This window comes from Nocardioides sp. zg-DK7169, from assembly GCF_013155365.1.
Lineage (GTDB): Bacteria > Actinomycetota > Actinomycetes > Propionibacteriales > Nocardioidaceae > Nocardioides.
This window is the reverse complement of sequence record NZ_JABJRA010000006.1, coordinates 282523-299955: the sequence shown is the minus strand read 5'-3', so window position 1 is coordinate 299955 and position 17433 is coordinate 282523. Positions and strand designations below refer to the sequence as shown.

General features: G+C 72.9%; 15 protein-coding genes. 4 read left to right on the top strand and 11 right to left on the bottom strand.

The genetic code is table 11. The features are described 5' to 3' along the window. Positions 1–28 precede the first annotated feature (28 nt). Both HOQ23_RS12165 and HOQ23_RS12160 read left to right on the top strand, forming a co-directional pair. On the top strand, positions 29–1204 hold the full coding sequence (locus tag HOQ23_RS12165; protein ID WP_172214846.1) for an ROK family protein: 1176 nt from the start codon (positions 29–31) through the stop codon (positions 1202–1204). 85 nt (positions 1205–1289) lie between these two features. Continuing rightward, positions 1290–1766: a DUF5709 domain-containing protein gene (locus tag HOQ23_RS12160; protein ID WP_172214845.1), complete on the top strand. Its 477-nt coding sequence runs from the start codon at positions 1290–1292 to the stop codon at positions 1764–1766. Positions 1767–1773: 7 nt separating this feature from the next. Here the strand turns inward: HOQ23_RS12160 and HOQ23_RS12155 are convergent, their stop codons facing one another. Further along, on the bottom strand, positions 1774–2070 hold the full coding sequence (locus HOQ23_RS12155) for an antibiotic biosynthesis monooxygenase (RefSeq protein ID WP_172214844.1): 297 nt from the start codon (positions 2068–2070) through the stop codon (positions 1774–1776). 64 nt (positions 2071–2134) lie between these two features. Between HOQ23_RS12155 and HOQ23_RS12150 the strand changes: the two genes are divergently transcribed. Continuing rightward, positions 2135–2599: an SHOCT domain-containing protein gene (locus tag HOQ23_RS12150; protein WP_172214843.1), complete on the top strand. Its 465-nt coding sequence runs from the start codon at positions 2135–2137 to the stop codon at positions 2597–2599. 4 nt (positions 2600–2603) lie between these two features. On the opposite strand, the gene HOQ23_RS12145 is transcribed toward HOQ23_RS12150, so the two are convergent. Continuing rightward, the gene (locus HOQ23_RS12145) at positions 2604–3002 is read right to left on the bottom strand and encodes a VOC family protein (protein ID WP_172214842.1); all 399 of its coding nucleotides are present in this window, start codon (positions 3000–3002) and stop codon (positions 2604–2606) included. Between the two features lie 77 nt (positions 3003–3079). Between HOQ23_RS12145 and HOQ23_RS12140 the strand changes: the two genes are divergently transcribed. After that, complete coding sequence (locus HOQ23_RS12140) at positions 3080–3952, top strand: TIGR03619 family F420-dependent LLM class oxidoreductase (protein WP_172214841.1); 873 nt, start codon at positions 3080–3082, stop codon at positions 3950–3952. A 477-nt stretch (positions 3953–4429) separates the two neighbouring features. Here the strand turns inward: HOQ23_RS12140 and guaA are convergent, their stop codons facing one another. The 9 genes from guaA to HOQ23_RS12100 all read right to left on the bottom strand — a co-directional run bounded on the left by guaA (position 4430) and on the right by HOQ23_RS12100 (position 17411). Further along, positions 4430–6007: a glutamine-hydrolyzing GMP synthase gene (guaA, locus tag HOQ23_RS12135; protein WP_172214840.1), complete on the bottom strand. Its 1578-nt coding sequence runs from the start codon at positions 6005–6007 to the stop codon at positions 4430–4432. 256 nt (positions 6008–6263) lie between these two features. After that, positions 6264–8012, bottom strand: a complete 1749-nt coding sequence (locus HOQ23_RS20555) for a GMC oxidoreductase (RefSeq protein WP_367650475.1) — start codon at positions 8010–8012, stop codon at positions 6264–6266. Positions 8013–8041: 29 nt separating this feature from the next. Beyond that, a complete protein-coding gene (locus HOQ23_RS20550) occupies positions 8042–9664 on the bottom strand; it encodes a succinic semialdehyde dehydrogenase (protein WP_216654127.1) in 1623 nt (540 codons plus the stop codon). Between the two features lie 94 nt (positions 9665–9758). Further along, complete coding sequence (locus HOQ23_RS12125) at positions 9759–11228, bottom strand: aldehyde dehydrogenase (RefSeq protein ID WP_172214839.1); 1470 nt, start codon at positions 11226–11228, stop codon at positions 9759–9761. Positions 11229–11290: 62 nt separating this feature from the next. Beyond that, positions 11291–12403: a hypothetical protein gene (locus tag HOQ23_RS12120; RefSeq protein ID WP_172214838.1), complete on the bottom strand. Its 1113-nt coding sequence runs from the start codon at positions 12401–12403 to the stop codon at positions 11291–11293. Next, the gene (locus tag HOQ23_RS12115; RefSeq protein ID WP_367650474.1) at positions 12400–13536 is read right to left on the bottom strand and encodes a phosphotransferase family protein; all 1137 of its coding nucleotides are present in this window, start codon (positions 13534–13536) and stop codon (positions 12400–12402) included. Before HOQ23_RS12115 ends, HOQ23_RS12120 begins: the two co-directional genes overlap by 4 nt. Before the next feature lie 90 nt (positions 13537–13626). Next, entirely contained in the window at positions 13627–15339 is a 1713-nt protein-coding gene (locus HOQ23_RS12110; RefSeq protein WP_172214837.1) for a glycerol-3-phosphate dehydrogenase/oxidase, read from the bottom strand. 177 nt (positions 15340–15516) lie between these two features. After that, positions 15517–16308: a carbon-nitrogen hydrolase family protein gene (locus tag HOQ23_RS12105; protein ID WP_172214836.1), complete on the bottom strand. Its 792-nt coding sequence runs from the start codon at positions 16306–16308 to the stop codon at positions 15517–15519. Further along, complete coding sequence (locus HOQ23_RS12100) at positions 16305–17411, bottom strand: GuaB3 family IMP dehydrogenase-related protein (RefSeq protein WP_172214835.1); 1107 nt, start codon at positions 17409–17411, stop codon at positions 16305–16307. The genes HOQ23_RS12105 and HOQ23_RS12100 overlap by 4 nt, the downstream gene beginning before the upstream one ends. Between the last annotated feature and the right edge of the window lie 22 nt (positions 17412–17433).

Sequence of the window (17433 nt, the reverse complement as noted above, 5' to 3'; positions counted from 1 at the left end):
ACGTCGACCGGCAGGCACGCTTCGCCTCATGTCCACCGTCCGCGCTGCCCCGGGCTCCACGTCCTCGCTGCGCGTGGCCAACCAGCAGCGGGTTCTCGACGTGCTGCGCGGCGCGGTCGCCGACGCCCCGGCGGACGGCGCCCCGTCCACGGCGTACACCCAGGCCGAGCTGGCACGCACCACCGGCCTGGCGCCGGCGACGGTGTCGAACATCGTGCGGGAGCTGAGCGCGGCGGGGCTCGCCGAGACCACGCCGGGCGCCGGGAGGCGCGGCTCCTCGGTCCGACTGTCCTCTGGCGCCGGCACCGTCGCCGGGATCGACTTCGGCCACAGCCACGTCGCAGTGGCGGTGGGCGACCTGGTGGGACGGGTCCGCCGGGAGCGTCGCGTACCCCTCCACGACCCCGCGGACCACCGCGGCGCGCTCGCCCTGGCGGCCTCGCTGCTGGAGGAGCTGCTCGAGGGCGAGGGCCCGCCACGCCGCGTCGCGATGGGCCTGCCCGCACCGGTCAGCGACGACACGATCGGGTCGGCCGCCATCTTCCCGGGCTGGGAGGGCGTGAACGCCCGCGCCGCCGCCGCCGAGGCGCTCGGCGCCCCCGTGCAGGTCGAGAACGACGCCAACCTCGGCGCGCTCGCCGAGCACCGGGTCGGGGTCGCACGCGGGCACCGCAGCTCGGTGTTCGTGAAGATCTCCTCCGGCGTCGGCGCCGGGATCGTCATCGACGACCAGCTCTTCCACGGCTCCGGCGGCAGCGCCGGGGAGATCGGCCACCTGACCCTCGACGAGCAGGGCCCGCTGTGCCGCTGCGGCAGCCGTGGCTGCCTGGAGGCCTACACCTCCATCGGCACGGTGCTCTCGCTGATGGCCGGGCAGCTGCCCGGCGCCTGCTTCGACGACATCGTGCGGGCCGCCCGCGCCGACAACGTCTCGGCCCAGCGCGCGCTCGAGGACGCCGGGCTGCACCTGGGCTGGGGCCTGGCGAGCATCGTGAACCTGCTCAACCCCTCCGTCGTGGTCGTCGGCGGCGACATGGCCCGCGCGGGCGACCTGGTCCTGGACCCCGCCCGCATCGGGCTGCGCCGCCACGCGCTGGACGCGGTCGCACTGACCCCCGTGCAGGCCAGCGAGCTGGGCGAGCGGGCCAGCCTCGTGGGAGCGGTCCTGATGGCGGCCGAGCGCACCGTCCTGGCGGTCGGCTGAGGCCTCCGGGCGTGCTCCGGATCTCGCATGGCCGGTGTCGGCCACGGGTACCCACAACCGGACCCACCCCGATGAAGGAGGCCGCATGACGAGCGACGACACCACCCCCGACCCCGGCGACCGGGAGACGTACGGCGACTACAGCGTCGACGACGAGGACCAGCCCAGCGCCGAGGACATGCTGTTGGACGGGGACGTCGCCGACGAGGCCGACCGCGGGTACTCCCCGCCGGAGCGCTACTCCCCCGCCCAGGGCTACGGCAACACGCCCTGGGAGGAGGCGCACCGCGAGACCATCGACCAGCGCGAGCGCCAGGAGATCCCCGAGCCGGACCCGTACGAGCAGGCCGAGTCCGAGGACCTCGACGTCATCGAAGGCGCCGCGGCCAGCACCGAGGTCGGCGACCAGCGGGCCGGGCGGCTCGTGGACCCCGACGAGGGCCTGGGCGAGGACACCGAGGCCGACCTGGTCGGGCGCGACGTCGGCATCGACGGTGCCGCCGCGTCCGCCGAGGAGGCGGCCGTCCACGTCGTGCCCGACGACGAGCCGGGCCAGGGCTGAGCCCGGCTCAGGCCTCGAGGACCCGCTCGAAGTGCTCCACCACCGGGAACGGGTCGTAGAAGCGGTGCAGCAGCCGGCGCCACTCCTGGTACGCCGCTGAGCCGCGGAGCCCCTCGGTGTGGTCGGCCAGCCGCTCCCACTCCACGAGCAGCAGGAAGGTGTCGGGCCGCTCGACGCAGCGCGAGAGCTCCAGGCGCACGAACCCGGGACTGGCCGCGATGATCCGTTTCGCCTCGGCGAAGGCGAGGACGAACTCCTCGGCCTCGCCGGGGCGGACGGGCAGCAGCGCGTGCTCGAGGATCATGGCGCGAGGCTACGGGGACGGAAGTTCGCCCGTGACGCGGGCGCCGCGCGCCTAGGATGCCCGGATGCCGACTCTCCCGTACGTCGTCGACTGCCCCTGGCCCGAGGACGAGGGGCCGTCGAGCTGCGCCGAGGACGGGACCGTGATCTGGGACGGCGAGATGGGCGCGGACATCGGGACCGGCATCCCCGCCGCCTTCGTCATCCTCTTCGTCCTGGTCGCCGCGCTCGGCATCGCGGCGACCATGTGGCGCGTGTCCGCCGCCCGACGGATGGCACGCGAGTCGGGCCTCGACGAGGGCGACGCGGCGACCATGGCGCTGCTCAGCGAGGACGGCCTCGGCGCGACGTACCTCGCCTCCAGCCTGCGCGCCCGACGCCCGCCCGCGGATCCTGACGCCCGCACCGCGGCCGGCTCGGCGCGACCGGTCGCGGAACGGCTGCGCGAGCTCACCTCGCTGCGCGACCAGGGACTGATCACCGAGGACGAGCACGCCGCCCGCCGGCGCGCGATCATCGACGAGGTCTGAGCCCTCAGCGCTCGGCGAGGACGACCTCGACCTCGAAGCCCTCGGAGTTCTCCAGGAACAGCGCCGTGTGCTGCTCCCCGCCCGCGTGCGGATAGCGGTCGGCGAACAGCTCGTGCCAGCCGTGGCCGGAGGACTCGGCGCGGACCCGGTCCAGCATCGCGCGGTCGGCGTCCTCGGGGAGCAGCAGGGCGAGGTGGTTGAGCCCCGGGCGCATCCGGTCGTGCGCGACGTCGAGCTGGTCCGGCGAGCGCTCGAGGAACAGGTAGGTCCCGTCGGGGTGCACCCACGAGGAGCCCGCGATGTCGACCTCCCAGCCGAGCTCGCCGAGCAGCCAGCCCCACTCGTCGACCGCCAGCTCGGCGTCGTCGACCCACAGGTCCAGGTGGTGCACCGCGCGCTCCATCCCCGCATCCTAGGGCCGGGCCGCGGCGCCGCCGGCGAAGCACTCCCCGCGAACGAGAACACGTTCTAGGGTGCGGCATGCACTTCTCGATCAACACGGCCTTCATGCCCACCGAGCAGCTGGTGCCGATCGCCCGCACCGCCGACGAGCTCGGCTACCACGGCATCGCGGTGCCCGACCACGTCGTCGACCTCGAGACGCTGCGCACGCCGTACCCCTACACGCCCGACGGGAGCCGTCGCTGGGCCCTGGACGCGCAGTGGCCCGACCCGTGGGTGCTGGTGGGCGCGCTGGCCGCGGTGACCACCCGGCTGCGCTTCGTCACGACCGTCTACGTGCCGGCGCTGCGCAACCCACTGACCGTCGCCAAGTCGGTGGGGACCGCCGCGGTGCTGTCGGGCAACCGGGTCGCCCTCGGTGTGGGGATCGGCTGGTGCGAGGAGGAGTTCGAGCTCCTCGGGCAGGACTTCCGCACCCGCGGCCGCCGCACCGACGAGGCACTGGCGCTGTGCCGCGCGATGTGGACGCCCGGGATGAAGTCCTTCGAGGGCGAGTTCCACTCCGTGCCGCCGCTGGCGATGGAGCCCACCCCGACCGAGCAGCCCCCGATCTACGTCGGCGGCCTCTCCGAGGTCGCCTTCCGCCGCGCCGCGCGCCACGACGGCTGGGTGGGCGACATGTACCGCACCGACGAGGCGATCGCGCACGCCACCCGCCTCGCCGAGGTGCGCCGCGAGCTGGGCCGCACCGGCGACTTCGAGGTGCTCGTCGCGCTCACCGACGCCTACCTGCCCGAGCACTTCGTCCGGGCGCGCGAGGGCGGTGTCACCGAGTGCATGACGATGCCGTGGGCCTACTACCACGGCATGGACGCCGCCCTCGAGCAGAAGCTCGAGGGCATGCGCCGCTTCGCCGACGACGTGCTCGCTCCCCTGGCCGCAGGGGTCTGAGAGCCCGGAGAGCCCGGCCACGCCTGCCGACGTACTGGTGGAGGTCGGCGGGCGGGCGGGTTGCCGCGTGGGACGGCGGGGACGAGGGACTTCGTCCAGTAGTTCGGCAGCTGTACCGCCCCCATTTGGCCCGGGCGCTGACCTCCGCTCGTACCTCGCTGCGATCACACCCGAACCGGGGTCACTCCCACACTCCCCTTGAACGAGTGGGAGCTGAGTTCCGATCACACCCGAGCCAGGGTCACTCCCACTCTCCCCTTGATCGAGTGGGAGCTGACCTCCGCTCCTTCGTCGCTGCCCAACTTGGCCCGGGCGCTGACCTCCGCTCGTCCCTCGCTGCGATCACACGCGAACCGGGGTCACTCCCACACTCCCCTTGAACGAGTGGGAGCTGAGTTCCGCTCGTACCTCGCTGCGGTCACTCCCACACTCCCCTTGAACGAGTGGGAGCTGACCTCCGCTCCTTCGTCGCTGCGGTCACTCCCACTCGATGGTCCCCGGGGGCTTCGACGTGATGTCGATCGTCACCCGGTTGATCTCCGCGACCTCGTTGGTGATGCGCGTGGAGATGCGCTCCATGACCTCGTAGGGCAGACGCGCCCAGTCGGCCGTCATCGCGTCCTCGGAGGTGACCGGGCGCAGCACGACGGGGTGGCCGTAGGTGCGGCCGTCGCCCTGGACGCCGACCGAGCGGACGTCGGCGAGCAGGACCACCGGCATCTGCCAGATCTCGCGGTCCAGGCCCGAGCGGGTGAGCTCCTCGCGGGCGATCAGGTCGGCCTGACGCAGGATGTCGAGGCGGTCACGGGTGACCTCGCCGATGATGCGGATACCGAGGCCGGGACCCGGGAACGGCTGGCGCCAGACCATGGTCTCGGGGAGGCCGAGCTGCTCGCCGACCGCGCGGACCTCGTCCTTGAACAGGGTGCGCAGCGGCTCGATGAGCTCGAAGTCGAGGTCGTCGGGCAGTCCCCCGACGTTGTGGTGGGACTTGATGTTGGAGGCACCGGCGCCGCCGCCGGACTCCACGACGTCGGGGTAGAGCGTGCCCTGCACCAGGTAGCCGGTGCCGTGGGCGTCGCCGAAGACCCGGAGCTGGGCGGCCTCGAAGGTGCGGATGAACTCGCGGCCGATGATCTTGCGCTTGGTCTCGGGGTCCGTGACACCGGCGAGCGCGTCGAGGAACTGGTCCGCGGCGTCCACCACGTCGAGGGAGTCGAAGACCTCCTCGAAGTCGTGCTTGACCTGGTCGGTCTCGCCGGCGCGCATCATGCCGTGGTCGACGTAGACGCAGGTGAGCCGGTCGCCGATGGCCCTCTGCACGATCGCCGCGGCGACCGCGGAGTCCACGCCGCCGGACAGTGCGCAGATCGCACGCCCCTCGCCGACCTGCTCGCGGATCAGCGCCACCTGCTCCTCGACGATGTTGAGCATCGTCCAGGTCTGGCGGCAGCCGGCGATGTCGTGAAGGAAGTGCTCGAGGATCTCCTGGCCGTGCTCGGAGTGCAGCACCTCCGGGTGCCACTGCACGCCCGCGAAGCCGCGGTCGACGTTCTCGAAGGCCGCGACCGGGGTGTCCGGCGTGGAGGCCAGCACGGTGAAGCCGTCCGGCGCCTGGGCGACCGAGTCGCCGTGCGACATCCACACCTTGTGCTCGACCGGTACGCCGGCGAGCAGGGTGCCGGGCTCCGCGATCGTCACCGGGGTGCGGCCGTACTCGCGCGCACCGGTGTGCGCGACCTCGCCGCCGAGACCCTGGGCCATCAGCTGGAAGCCGTAGCACATGCCGAACACGGGAGTGCCCGCCTCGAACAGGGACTGGTCGATGCCGGGCGCGCCCTCGGCGTACACGCTGGAGGGGCCGCCGGACAGGATGATCGCCTTGGGCTTGCGGGCGAGCATCTCGGCGACCGGCACCGTGTGCGGGACGATCTCGGAGTAGACCCGGGCCTCGCGCACGCGGCGCGCGATCAGCTGGGCGTACTGCGCGCCGAAGTCGACGACCAGGACGAGGTCATGGTCCGGCGTGGCCGCCGAGGGGGTCGCAGAAGACATGGCCAAATCCTACCGACGCGGCGGCCCCGGAAATGCATCAGGGCCCGGCCGGGGAGGGAGGTGGCCGGGCCCTGATCGTCCATGCCCTGGAGGACAGCGCGTGGACCACCGACCCGGCCGGAGAGGAGGGAGCTGATGGGACACCGGGTCTGTCCGGCCCAACGACCCCGCCCGGGGCCGGTTACGCCGGACCGGGAAAAGGCCGCCGAACGGGTGTCCGGCGGCCCTTCCGGTCCAGACCGGTGCGGCGCTGGCGTCAGCTGACGCCCACGACCGGCAGGCGCAGCGCCGCCGGCGCGGTCGGCGGCACCGCCGGGGCGCGGGGCGCGACCGGGTCGATGCGGACGTACGACGACCCGAGCGCGGGCCGCGGGTCGGCCTCGCCCTTGTTGGGCCACAGCGACATCGCCCGCTCCGCCTGGGCGGTGATCGTCAGCGACGGGTTCACCCCGAGGTTGGCGGTGACCGCCGAGCCGTCGGCGACGTGCAGGCCGGGGTGGCCGTAGACGCGCTGGTAGGGGTCGATGACGCCGGTCTCCGCGGAGTCCCCGATCGCGCACCCGCCGATGAAGTGGGCGGTCAGCGGGCGGTTGAACTGCTCGCCGATGTTGCCGCCGGGGGTGCCGCCGATGATGCGCGCCATCGCCTTCACGGCCGTGTTCGCCGCGGGGATCCAGGTCGGGTTCGGCACGCCGTGGCCCTGGCGCGACGTCAGGTAGCGCTTGCGGGTGCCCGGGATGCGTCGGGTGTAGGTGGTGATCGAGTTGTCCAGGCTCTGCATCACCAGCGCGATCACGGTGCGCTCGGACCAGTGCCGCAGGTCGTAGAGGTCGCGCACGCTGGCGCGCTGCTTCCACGTCTCACGCAGCCAGGTCTGCCAGCGCGGCGCCGGCCCGTCGCCCTCGGTGAGCACGGTCTGCAGCAGCGACATGAAGTTGCTGCCCTTGCCGTAGCGCACCGGCTCGATGTGGGTGTCGGCGTCGGGGTGGAAGCTGGAGGTGATCGCGATGCCCTGGCTGTAGTCGACCTTGGTGTCGGGCGCGATCGCCCCCAGGATCGACTCGGAGTTGGTGCGCGAGAGGTAGCCCAGCCGCTCGGAGATCTGCGGGAGGTGCCCCTCGTCGCGCATCCGGTGCAGCAGCCGCTGGGTGCCGAGCGCGGAGGCGGCGAGGACCACCTGGTCGGCGGTGAGCACCCGGCGCGCGGAGCGTCGCCCGGTCTTGGCCTTGGTGAAGCGCACGTGCACGTCGTACCCGCCCCCGGCGCGCGGCGCGAGCCGGGTGACGGTGGTCAGCGGCAGGACGCTCACGCCGCGCTGCTCGGCGAGGTGGAGGTAGTTCTTGACCAGGGTGTTCTTCGCGTTGTGCGGGCAGCCGGTCATGCAGCCACCGCAGCCGATGCAGGTCTTGCGGTCCGGCCCGACACCACCGAAGTACGGGTCCGGCACGACGTCGCCGGGCTCGTTGCCCGGGCCCCCGAAGAAGACCCCGACCGGCGCGGGCCCGAAGGTGTGGCCCACGCCCATCTCGGTCGCGACCTTCTCCATCACCTCGTCGGCCGGGGTGCGCAGCGGGTTCGGCACCACGCCGAGCATCCGCTTCGCCTGGTCGTAGTACGGCGCGAGCTCGGCCTGCCAGTCGGTGATGTGGCTCCACTGCGGGTCGCGGAAGAACGCCGGCAGCGGCTCGTAGAGGGTGTTGGCGTAGACCAGCGAACCTCCGCCCACGCCGGCACCGGAGACGATCATGCAGTCGCGGATCGCGTCGATGCGCTGGATCCCGTAGCAGCCGATCTCGGGGCGGAAGAGGTACTTGTCGACCTCGAAGGAGTGCTTGGGCAGGTCCTCGTCGCGGAACCGCGCGCCCGCCTCGAGGACGCCGACGCGGTAGCCCTTCTCCGCGAGCCGCAGGGCGGTGACCGACCCGCCGAAGCCCGAGCCCACCACCAGGACGTCGAAGTCGAGCCCGCCGTCCGGCCCGGATGCCTCGCCTGTGGTGTCGTCCACGTCCTTCTCCCCCGTTCGGTACGGCGCGCTCACGGGCGGCCGAGCTTCTTCATCACCCGCAGGTTGGCCGTCATGACCTTCCCGTAGAGCTCGTCGGACATGCCCAGCATCGGCGCGATGCGGATCAGCCGCTGGGTGGCCACCGACTGCGGCTCGGTGTAGCGCAGGATGCCCTCGGCGCCCTGGCGCCGGCCCATCCCGGACTGGCGCATGCCGCCCATCGGGCTGTCGATGCTGGCGAAGACCGCACCGAAGGCCTCGTTGACGTTGACCGTGCCGCACTTGATCTGGGCGGCGACGGCGCGACCGCGCGCGCCGTCCCGGGTGAAGACGGAGGCGTTGAGGCCGTACTCGCCGTCGTTCGCGCGGGCGATCGCGTCGGACTCGTCGTGGAAGCGGTACAGCGAGACCACGGGGCCGAAGGTCTCCTGGCCGAAGCAGGTCATGTCCGGCGTGACGTTCTCGAGGATCGTCGGCTCGTAGAAGTAGGGGCCGAGGTCGGGGCGGGCCCTGCCGCCGGCGAGCACCCGCGCGCCCTTGGCGACGGCGTCCTCCACGTGGGCGCTGACCGTGTCGAGCTGCGCCTGGCTGATCAGCGGGCCCATGTCGTTGCCCCACTCGAGGGTCGCGCCCAGGGTCATCGCCTGGGTGCGGGCCACGAAGCGCTCCACGAACCGGTCGTAGACCTGGTCGGCGACGAAGATCCGCTCGGAGGACACGCACAGCTGACCGGCGTTGGAGAACGACGCCCGCACCGCGCCCTCGGCGGCCCGCTCGACGTCGGCGTCGCGCAGGACCAGCAGCGGGTTCTTGCCGCCGAGCTCCAGGGAGCAGCCGATCAGCCGCTCCGCGCACCCGCGCGCGACGACCCGGCCGGTGGCCGTGGAGCCGGTGAAGCAGACGTAGTCGGCGTTCGCGATGACCGCGGTGCCGATCTCCGCGCCCGGGCCGGCCACGACCTGCCACAGGTCGGCCGGGAAGCCGGCCTCCTCGACCAGCTGGGCGGCCAGCGCCGCCGAGAGCATGGTCTGGGCGTCGGGCTTGATCACCACCGCGTTGCCGGCGACCAGCGCGGGCAGGCCGTCGCACAGCGCCATCGTGAACGGGTAGTTCCACGGCGAGATGATGCCGACGACGCCCTTGGGGACGCGGTTGACCTCGACCCGGGTGAGCCCGGGGATCACGCCGAGCTTGCGCTGGGGGTCCAGGTGCCGGCCGGCGGTGCGGCCGTAGTACCGCGCGGTCAGCGCGATGTGGAGCGGCTCGTCGAAGGCGTGCTTGCGGGCCTTGCCGGACTCCCACACGATCAGGTCGACGATCTCGTCCTGGCGGTCCAGCACCAGGTCGTGTAGGCGCAGCAGGGCGGCGGCGCGCTCGGCCACCGGCACCCGGGCCCAGGCCTCCTGGGCGCGGCGGGCCCGCGCGAACGCCTCGGCGACGTCGCCCTCGCTGGACTGCGGCACGTGCGCCAGGGGCGCGCCGTTCAGCGGCGAGCGGACCTCGTGGGTGCGCCCCGAGGTGGCGGCGATCCGGCGGGTCAGCGCGCTGACGTAGTCCGGCTCGAGGGCGTACGACGCGGTCGGGTCGTGCTCGGGGTCGTGCGGTCCCTCGACGAGGGGGCCACCGGAGGGCGTGGGGTTCGAGGCGCTCATGTACCGAGAGTATGTGACGGCGGTCTCCGAAACTACCTCTCGGTAGCATCCGTCCCGATTGACAGGACGCCGACCGATGTCAATGCGGGTGCGCTCAGCCCATCTGGGGCGCGCCGGTGTAGATCGACTTCAGCTCGGTGTACTGAGCCAGGCCCTCGGGACCGAACTCGCGCCCGATGCCGGAGTCCTTGAAGCCGCCGAACGGCGCGGCGAAGTCCATCGTGTAGGTGTTCACGCCGTAGGTGCCGGCGCGCACCCGCCGGGCCACCCCGAGGCCGGCGTCGGCGTCGGAGGTCCAGACCGTGCCGGCCAGCCCGTAGTCGGAGTCGTTGGCGATCCGGACCGCGTCGTCGACGCCGTCGTAGGCGATCACCGCGAGGACCGGCCCGAAGATCTCCTCCTGGGCGATGCGCATGCGGTTGTCGACGTCGGCGAACACCGTCGGGCGCACGTACCAGCCGCGCTCGGGCCCGTCCGGGCGGCCGTTGCCGCCGATGACGAGCCGGGCACCCTCCTCCTGGCCGAGGGCGATGTACTTCTCGACGCGCTCCTGCTGGCGCTGCGCGACCATCGGCCCGATCTCGGTGGCCGGGTCGGCCGGGTCGCCGACGCTCATCGTGGAGACCGTCTCCGCGAGCGCGTCCACGACCTCGGCGTAGCGACTGCGGGGCGCCAGGATGCGGGTCTGGGCCACGCAGGCCTGCCCGGAGTTCATCAGCGCGGTGAAGCGCAGCCCGGCCATCGTGGCCTCGAGGTCGGCGTCCTCGAGCACGATCGCCGCGGACTTGCCGCCCAGCTCCAGGCTGACCCGCTTGAGCTGCTCGCCGCAGACCGCCGCGATCCGGCGCCCGGCCGCCGTGGAGCCGGTGAACGCGACCTTGTCGATGCCGGGGTGCGCGACCAGGTGCTCGCCGACCTCGCGGCCGCCCGCGACGATGTTGACCGCCCCGGCCGGGACGCCGGCCTCGAGGAGCAGCTCGGCCATCAGGTAGGAGTCCAGCGGGGTCTCCGGCGCCGGCTTGACCACCACGGTGTTGCCGGCGAGCAGCGCGGGCACGACCTTGGAGATGGTGGTGAACTGCGGGACGTTCCACGGCGGGATCGCCGCGACCACCCCGACCGGCTCACGGCGTACGACGACGTCGCCGCCGAGCACCCCGGGCCGGGTCTCCTCCCAGGCGAAGTCGCGGGCGATGCCGAGGAACGCCTCGATCTGCATCCACGGCGCCGGGGCCTGCCCGAGCTGGGAGAACGAGATCGGCGAGCCCATCTCGGTGGTGATCAGCTCGGCCATCTCCCCCATGCGGGCGGCGTAGAGCCCGGAGAAGGCCTCGATGACCGCGATCCGCTCCTGCGGCGCCATCCGCGGCCACGGCCCCTCGTCGAAGGCCCGCCGGGCCGCGGCGACCGCGGCGTCGATGTCGGCGGCGCTGCCCTCGGGGACGGTGGCGACCACCTGCTCGCTGTGCGGGGAGACCACCTGCAAGGTGGCGTCGGTGGCGGGCGCCGTCCAGGTGCCGTCGACGAAGAAGGCGTCCCGGTCGAGGCTGTGGTCGAGGGTCATCGGATCTCCTGGTGCGGGTCGTGGCGTCGGATCGGTGCGGCCGGTCGGGCTGGTCGGGTCCGTCAGGGCGCGAGGGTGAAGAAGTCGGTGAAGCCGCTGGGGTCGTGGCGCCCGATGCAGAAGTGCTCGAAGAGCCCCCAGCCCTCGTGGGTGCGACCACCCTCGGTGAGCAGCGCGCGCCCGACGTGGTCGGTGCACCCGAACATGAAGCGCCCGCGCACCGCCTCGTCGTCGAGGTCGTAGGTGACCCGCTCGCTGAACTTCTCCCCGCGCCAGGCGCCGTGCAGCCAGTCCGGGTCCCCGCCGTACCCGCCGCCGACGTGCAGGGGCGCGGCGAGCAGCGAGGAGACCTCGAGGTCGAGAGCCTCCCCCGCCGGGGTCGTGCAGCGGATCGTCGCGCCGCTCGGCGTACGGGTGCCGGGGGCGTAGTGGATGCGGACCTGCGGCCAGCCGAGCTGCTCGACGCGGCCGTCGGGGTGGATGCGGTGGCAGTCGTTGAGGGTGCGGTAGCCGTCCGGGTCCTCCTGGAGGATCACCACGACGGCGAAGTCCTCGAAGCGCATCGGGACGTAGAGCCACCACATGCCCTCGAACGGCGGGTCAGTGGGCGCGCCGGGCGGCTCGGGGTCGCCGACCGGGCGGATCCCCCAGGACCGGTCGCGGGTGCCGACCCAGCGGTCCGGGGTCACCTCGATGCGCTCCCCGTCGACGGTGACGTGCCCGGCCCAGGTGCCGACCTGGGCGAAGCGCTGGGCGTCGAGGGTCACCCGGGCGCCGGAGCGCAGCACGTGCGGCAGCTCCTGGAGCACCGGGAAGGAGCCGGTCCAGGTCAGGTCGGCGGCGATGCCGTCGGTCTCCTCCAGCTCGATGTGCAGCTGCTGGAGCGGCTCGACGACGTCGAGGCGGTAGCCGCCCACGCGCTGGTGGAGCCGGTCGCCGTCGCACAGGTCGGAGAGGTGCACCGCCGTGTGCCGCCCGTCGCGGGCCACCAGCAGGAAGGCGTCCTTGGTGCCGAGGTTGGGGTAGTAGCCCAGCCCGGTGATCACGAAGACGTCCCCGGTGCGGTCGTGGGCGTTGAAGTAGGAGCGGTCGTAGAAGTTGCGGTCGCTGCTGGCGGGCCAGCCGATCGGCAGCGGCGCCTGGTGCAGCGGGTACTCGTCCAGCGGACCGATCATGCGCCGACCTCCTCGAGGAGCCGCTCGACGAGCGACCTGCAGTGGAAGAGCCCCTCGACCTCGTCGGGGCGCTCGATCTCGTTGAAATGGATCTGGCGGGCCCCGGTGCGCATGAAGACGATGCACCACTGCACGCCGTTGAACACGTCGTACCAGCGCAGGTCGCCGAGGGTGACCCCGGTGAGCCGCTCGTAGGTCTCACGCACGTCGGCCTCGGCGAGCAGGTGAGGCATCCCGGGCATCTCCAGCAGCCCGGTGATGGACTCGAAGACCTGGTGAGCGAAGAGCATCCAGCTCACGTCGAGCTCGCGCGGGCCGAGGGTGGCCATCTCCCAGTCCAGGACGCCGACCGGGCGGAAGTCGTCGTAGAGCACGTTGCCGATGCGCGAGTCGCCCCAGCACAGCACCGCCTCGTCGGTCTCGGGCAGGTGCTCGGCGAGCCAGGCGAGGCCGCGCTCGACCATCGGGGAGCGCCCGACGTCGGGGATCGCGAAGTCGTACCAGGCACGGGTGCGGGCCAGGGCGCGCGCGAGCGGGGTGAGGCCCTCGTGGCCGTGGCGACCGGGGTCGAGGAAGCCGAACCTCGAGGCGGCGTCGGGGATCGCGTGCAGCCGGGCGAGCACGTCGACGGTGGCGTCCTGGAGCTGTCGCTGCTGCGCCGGGGTGGCGTCGAAGAGCCAGTTGTCGCCGAAGTTGTAGGGCAAGACGTCCTGCGGCACGACCCCCTCGAGGCGGTCCATGAGGAAGAACGGTGTCCCGAGGACGTCGCCGGTCGGCTCCAGCCAGCGCACCTGCGGCACCGGCACGTCGCTCAGCTCGCCGACCAGCCGGATCGCGTCGTACTGCTCGGCGAGGGCGTACTCCGGGAAGACGGGGAAGTCCTCCTCGGCGGGGGCGACCCGGGCGGCGTAGCGCCCCTCGCGGGTCTCGCCGTCCTCGGTCCAGGTGACGTCGAGCAGCAGCGTCTCCGAGGACATGCCGTTGGCGTCGCTGCCGGTGAGCAGCGTGACCTCCGGGTCGGCGCCGGGTGGCAGGTGGGTGGCCAGCCAGGCGGCGATGCGGGTCGGGACCCCGCTGGCGTCGCGGCTGGAGCGTTGCAGGGTCATGTCGGCCGGGGGCGGTGCCTGGGTCACGAGCGCTCCTCACGGTGTGACGTGCGTCGCACGTGGCGCCAGCATCGGTGGAACACGTTCTAGTTGTCAACGCGTTCCGCCGGATCCGCCTCAGACGATGTCGGCGACCTGCACCCGGGCCTCGTCGGCCTCCTGGTCGGTGGGCATCAGCTGGCTGCGCCGCTCGGCCTCGACCCGGCGCAGGTAGTGGTCGACCTCGCGCTCCACGGTCGCGTCGTCCCAGCCGAGCTCGCCGCCCATCAGGACCGCGGCCGGACGGGCCGCCGCCACCCCGCGGTCGAAGGTCTCGATGGAGATGCGGGTCCGTCGGGTCAGCACGTCGTCGAGGTGACGGGCGCCCTCGTGGGTGACGGCGTAGACGACCTCCCCGGCGAGGTGGTGCTCGGCGCCGGCCAGCGGTTCCGCGAGCTCGGGGCGGGCGGCGAGCAGGTCGAGGACCTCGTCCACGAGCCCGCCGTAGCGCCCCAGCAGGTGGTCGATGCGCCCGAGCTCGAGGCCGGCGGCGCGGGAGAGGGCAACCCGCTGGTTGGTGCGCGCCTCGAACCTGCTGGCGCCCGCCAGCGGGACCCGCTCGGTGATGCTCGCCGGCACCCGCTCGTCCTCGCGCAGCGCGTGGTCGACCGCGTCCTTGGCCATCACGCGGTACGTCGTGAGCTTGCCGCCGGCGACCAGGACCAGCCCGGGCACCGGCTCGGCGACGGTGTGCTCGCGGGAGAGCTTGGTGGTCTCGCCCAGGTCGCCGTCGCGCGCCACCGGCTTGAGCAGGGGGCGCAGCCCGGCGTACACCCCGACCACGTCCTCGTGGTCGAGCGGGTCCTTGAGCAGGGTGTTGACGTGGGCCAGCAGGTAGTCGATGTCGGCGCGGCTGGCCGCGGGGTGCGCGAGGTCGAGGTCCCAGGCGGTGTCGGTGGTGCCGATGATCCAGTACAGCCCCCACGGGATCACGAACAGCACCGACTTCTCGGTCTTGGTGATGAACCCGCACTCGGAGCGGATCCGGTCGCGCGGCACCACGAGGTGGACGCCCTTGGAGGCGTCCACGTCGAGCTGCGCGTCCCCGCCGAGCAGGTCCTGCACGGCGTCGGTCCACACCCCGGCCGCGTTGATGACGGTGCGGGCCCGGATCTGGAGGTCGACGCCGTTCTCCAGGTCGCGCGCGGTCACGCCGACCACCCGCTCCCCCTCGCGCAGGAACCCGGTCACCTGGGTGCGGGTCGCGACGTGTGCGCCGTTGTCGGCTGCCGTGCGCGCCAGCGTCATCACCAGCCGGGCGTCGTCGACCTGGCAGTCGTAGTAGCGGATCGCCCCGTGCAGGTCGTCCACGCGCAGGTCCGGCGCCATCCGCGCCACCTGCTTGCGGAACAGGTGCTTGTGCTTGGGCACGCCCATGTCGTGGCGCCCGCTCATCGCCATCGCGTCGTACAGCGCGACGCCGGCGCCGACGTACGGCCGCTCCCAGGCGTGGTGCAGCGGGTAGAGGAAGGCGACCGGGCGCACCAGGTGCGGGGCGAGGCGGGTGAGCAGCAGGCCGCGCTCGTGGAGCGCCTCGCGGACGAGTGCGAAGTCGAGCATCTCCAGGTAGCGCAGCCCGCCGTGGACGAGCTTGCTGGAGCGGCTCGAGGTGCCCGAGGCGAGGTCGCGCTGCTCGACCAGGCCGACCGACAGGCCGCGGGTGACCGCGTCGAGCGCCGCCCCGGCGCCCACCACCCCTCCCCCGACCACCAGCACGTCCAGCGGCTCGGAAGCCATCGCCTCCAGCGCGGCGGCGCGGGACCCGGGACTCAGGGCGATCGGCGTGCTCATGCCCCCAGTCTCCCGGTCCCCTGGTCACCCCCGTGTTTCCGCGAGTCGGCTCTTGTGGTTGCGCGAGTCGGCCCTTGTGGTTGCGCGAGTCGGCCCTTGTGGTGTGCGCGGGAGTCAGAACTCTCGATTCGAGCGCACCAACTCTCGACTCGAGCGTCAGAAGTCTCGACTCAACCCTCAGACGCGGGCACGGGGGCCGAGGGAGGGGCGGTGGTCGCGGTGCATGGGGTGGGCGGCGCGGGTGGCGGCGAGGAGATCGCGGGAGAGCGTGGCGACGGCGAGGCCGGGCTCGGTGCCGAGACGGGCCAGCGGGCGGCCCTCGGGGTCGTAGACCGCGGAGCCGCCGATGAACGACTCGCTGCCGCAACGCCCGGTCAGCCCGGAGAAGACCACGAAGAAGCCGTTGTCCAGCGCGCGGGCCGGGTAGTAGGTGTCGCGGCGGTGCTCCCCGCCGGGGAAGTACGCCGCGCCGTTGAGGTAGCCCAGCGCCCCGTCGTCGGCCGCGGCCCGGGCGTGCTCCGGGAAGCAGCCGTCGTAGCAGATCGACAGTCCCAGCTCCCACCCGTCGAGCGTCACCGAGGCGCCGTGCTCGCCGGGGGTGAAGTGGTCGTTCTCGTAGCCGGAGAGGTGCTGCTTGTCGTACGCCGCCAGCGTGCGGCCGTCGGGGTGCACGACCACGCTGCTGAGCGTGCGCCGCGGCCCGCGCTGCAGCGCGGTGCCCAGCACCACTGTGGTGCCGGCTGCAGCCGCCGAGGCCCGCAGACCGTCGAGCAGCGGGCCGGCCAGGTCGGCCTCGTCGGGCAGCGGACCGGCGAACACCGCCTCGTCGTACCCGGTCAGGAACGCCTCCGGAAGCACGAGCAGGCGGGCACCTGCGGCGCCCGCCTGCTCGGTGAGCCGGGCAGCGGTGGCGGCGTTGACCGCGAGGTCACCGGCGACGGCGGCCTCCTGCCCGGCGGCGACGATCACCCGAGGACCACCTCGACGCGCTGGAACTCCTTGAGCTCGGTGTAGCCGGTGGTGGCCATCGAGCGGCGCAGCGCACCGACGAGGTTCATCGTGCCGTCGGCGACGCGGGAGGGACCGAACAGGATCTCCTCCATCGTCCCGACCTGGTCGAAGCCGACCCGCTGGCCGCGCGGCAGCTCGGCGTGGTGCGCCTCGGTGCCCCAGTGGAAGCCGCGGCCGGGGGCGTCGGTGGCGCGGGCCAGCGGCGAGCCGACCATCACGGCGTCGGCGCCGCAGGCGATCGCCTTGGACAGGTCGCCGGACTTGCCGATCGAGCCGTCGGCGATGACGTGGACGTAGCGGCCACCGGACTCGTCGAGGTAGTCGCGACGCGCGGCGGCGACGTCGGCGACCGCCGAGGCCATCGGGACCGCGATCCCCAGCACGGTGCGGGTGGTGTGGGCGGCCCCGCCGCCGAAGCCGACGAGCACGCCGGCTGCGCCGGTGCGCATCAGGTGCAGCGCGGCCTGGTACGTCGCGCAACCGCCGACGATCACCGGGACGTCGAGCTCGTAGATGAACTCCTTGAGGTTCAGCGGCTCGGCCTGGCTGGAGACGTGCTCGGCGCTGACCGTGGTGCCGCGGATGACGAACATGTCGACGCCCGCGTCGACGACCGCCTTGGCGAACTCCTTGGTGCGCTGCGGCGACAGCGAGCCCGCGACCGTCACGCCGGCCTCACGGACCTGGCGCAGCCGCTCGGTGATCAGCTCGGCGCGCACCGGCGCCTCGTAGATCTCCTGCATGCGGCGCGTCGCGTCGACGCCCTGCAGGCGCGAGACCTCCTCGAGCAGCGGCTCGGGGTCCTCATAGCGCGTCCACAGGCCCTCGAGGTTGAGCACGCCGAGCCCGCCGTGGTGGCCGAAGGCGATCGCGGTCGCCGGCGACATCACCGAGTCCATCGGCGCGGCGAGCACCGGGATCTCGAAGCGGTAGGCGTCGATCTGCCAGGCGACGCTCACCTCCTCGGGGTCGCGGGTGCGGCGGGAGGGGACGATCGCGATGTCGTCGAAGGCGTAGGCACGGCGACCGCGCTTGGCACGGCCGATCTCGATCTCGGTCACGGTGGATCCTGTCTGGCTCGAC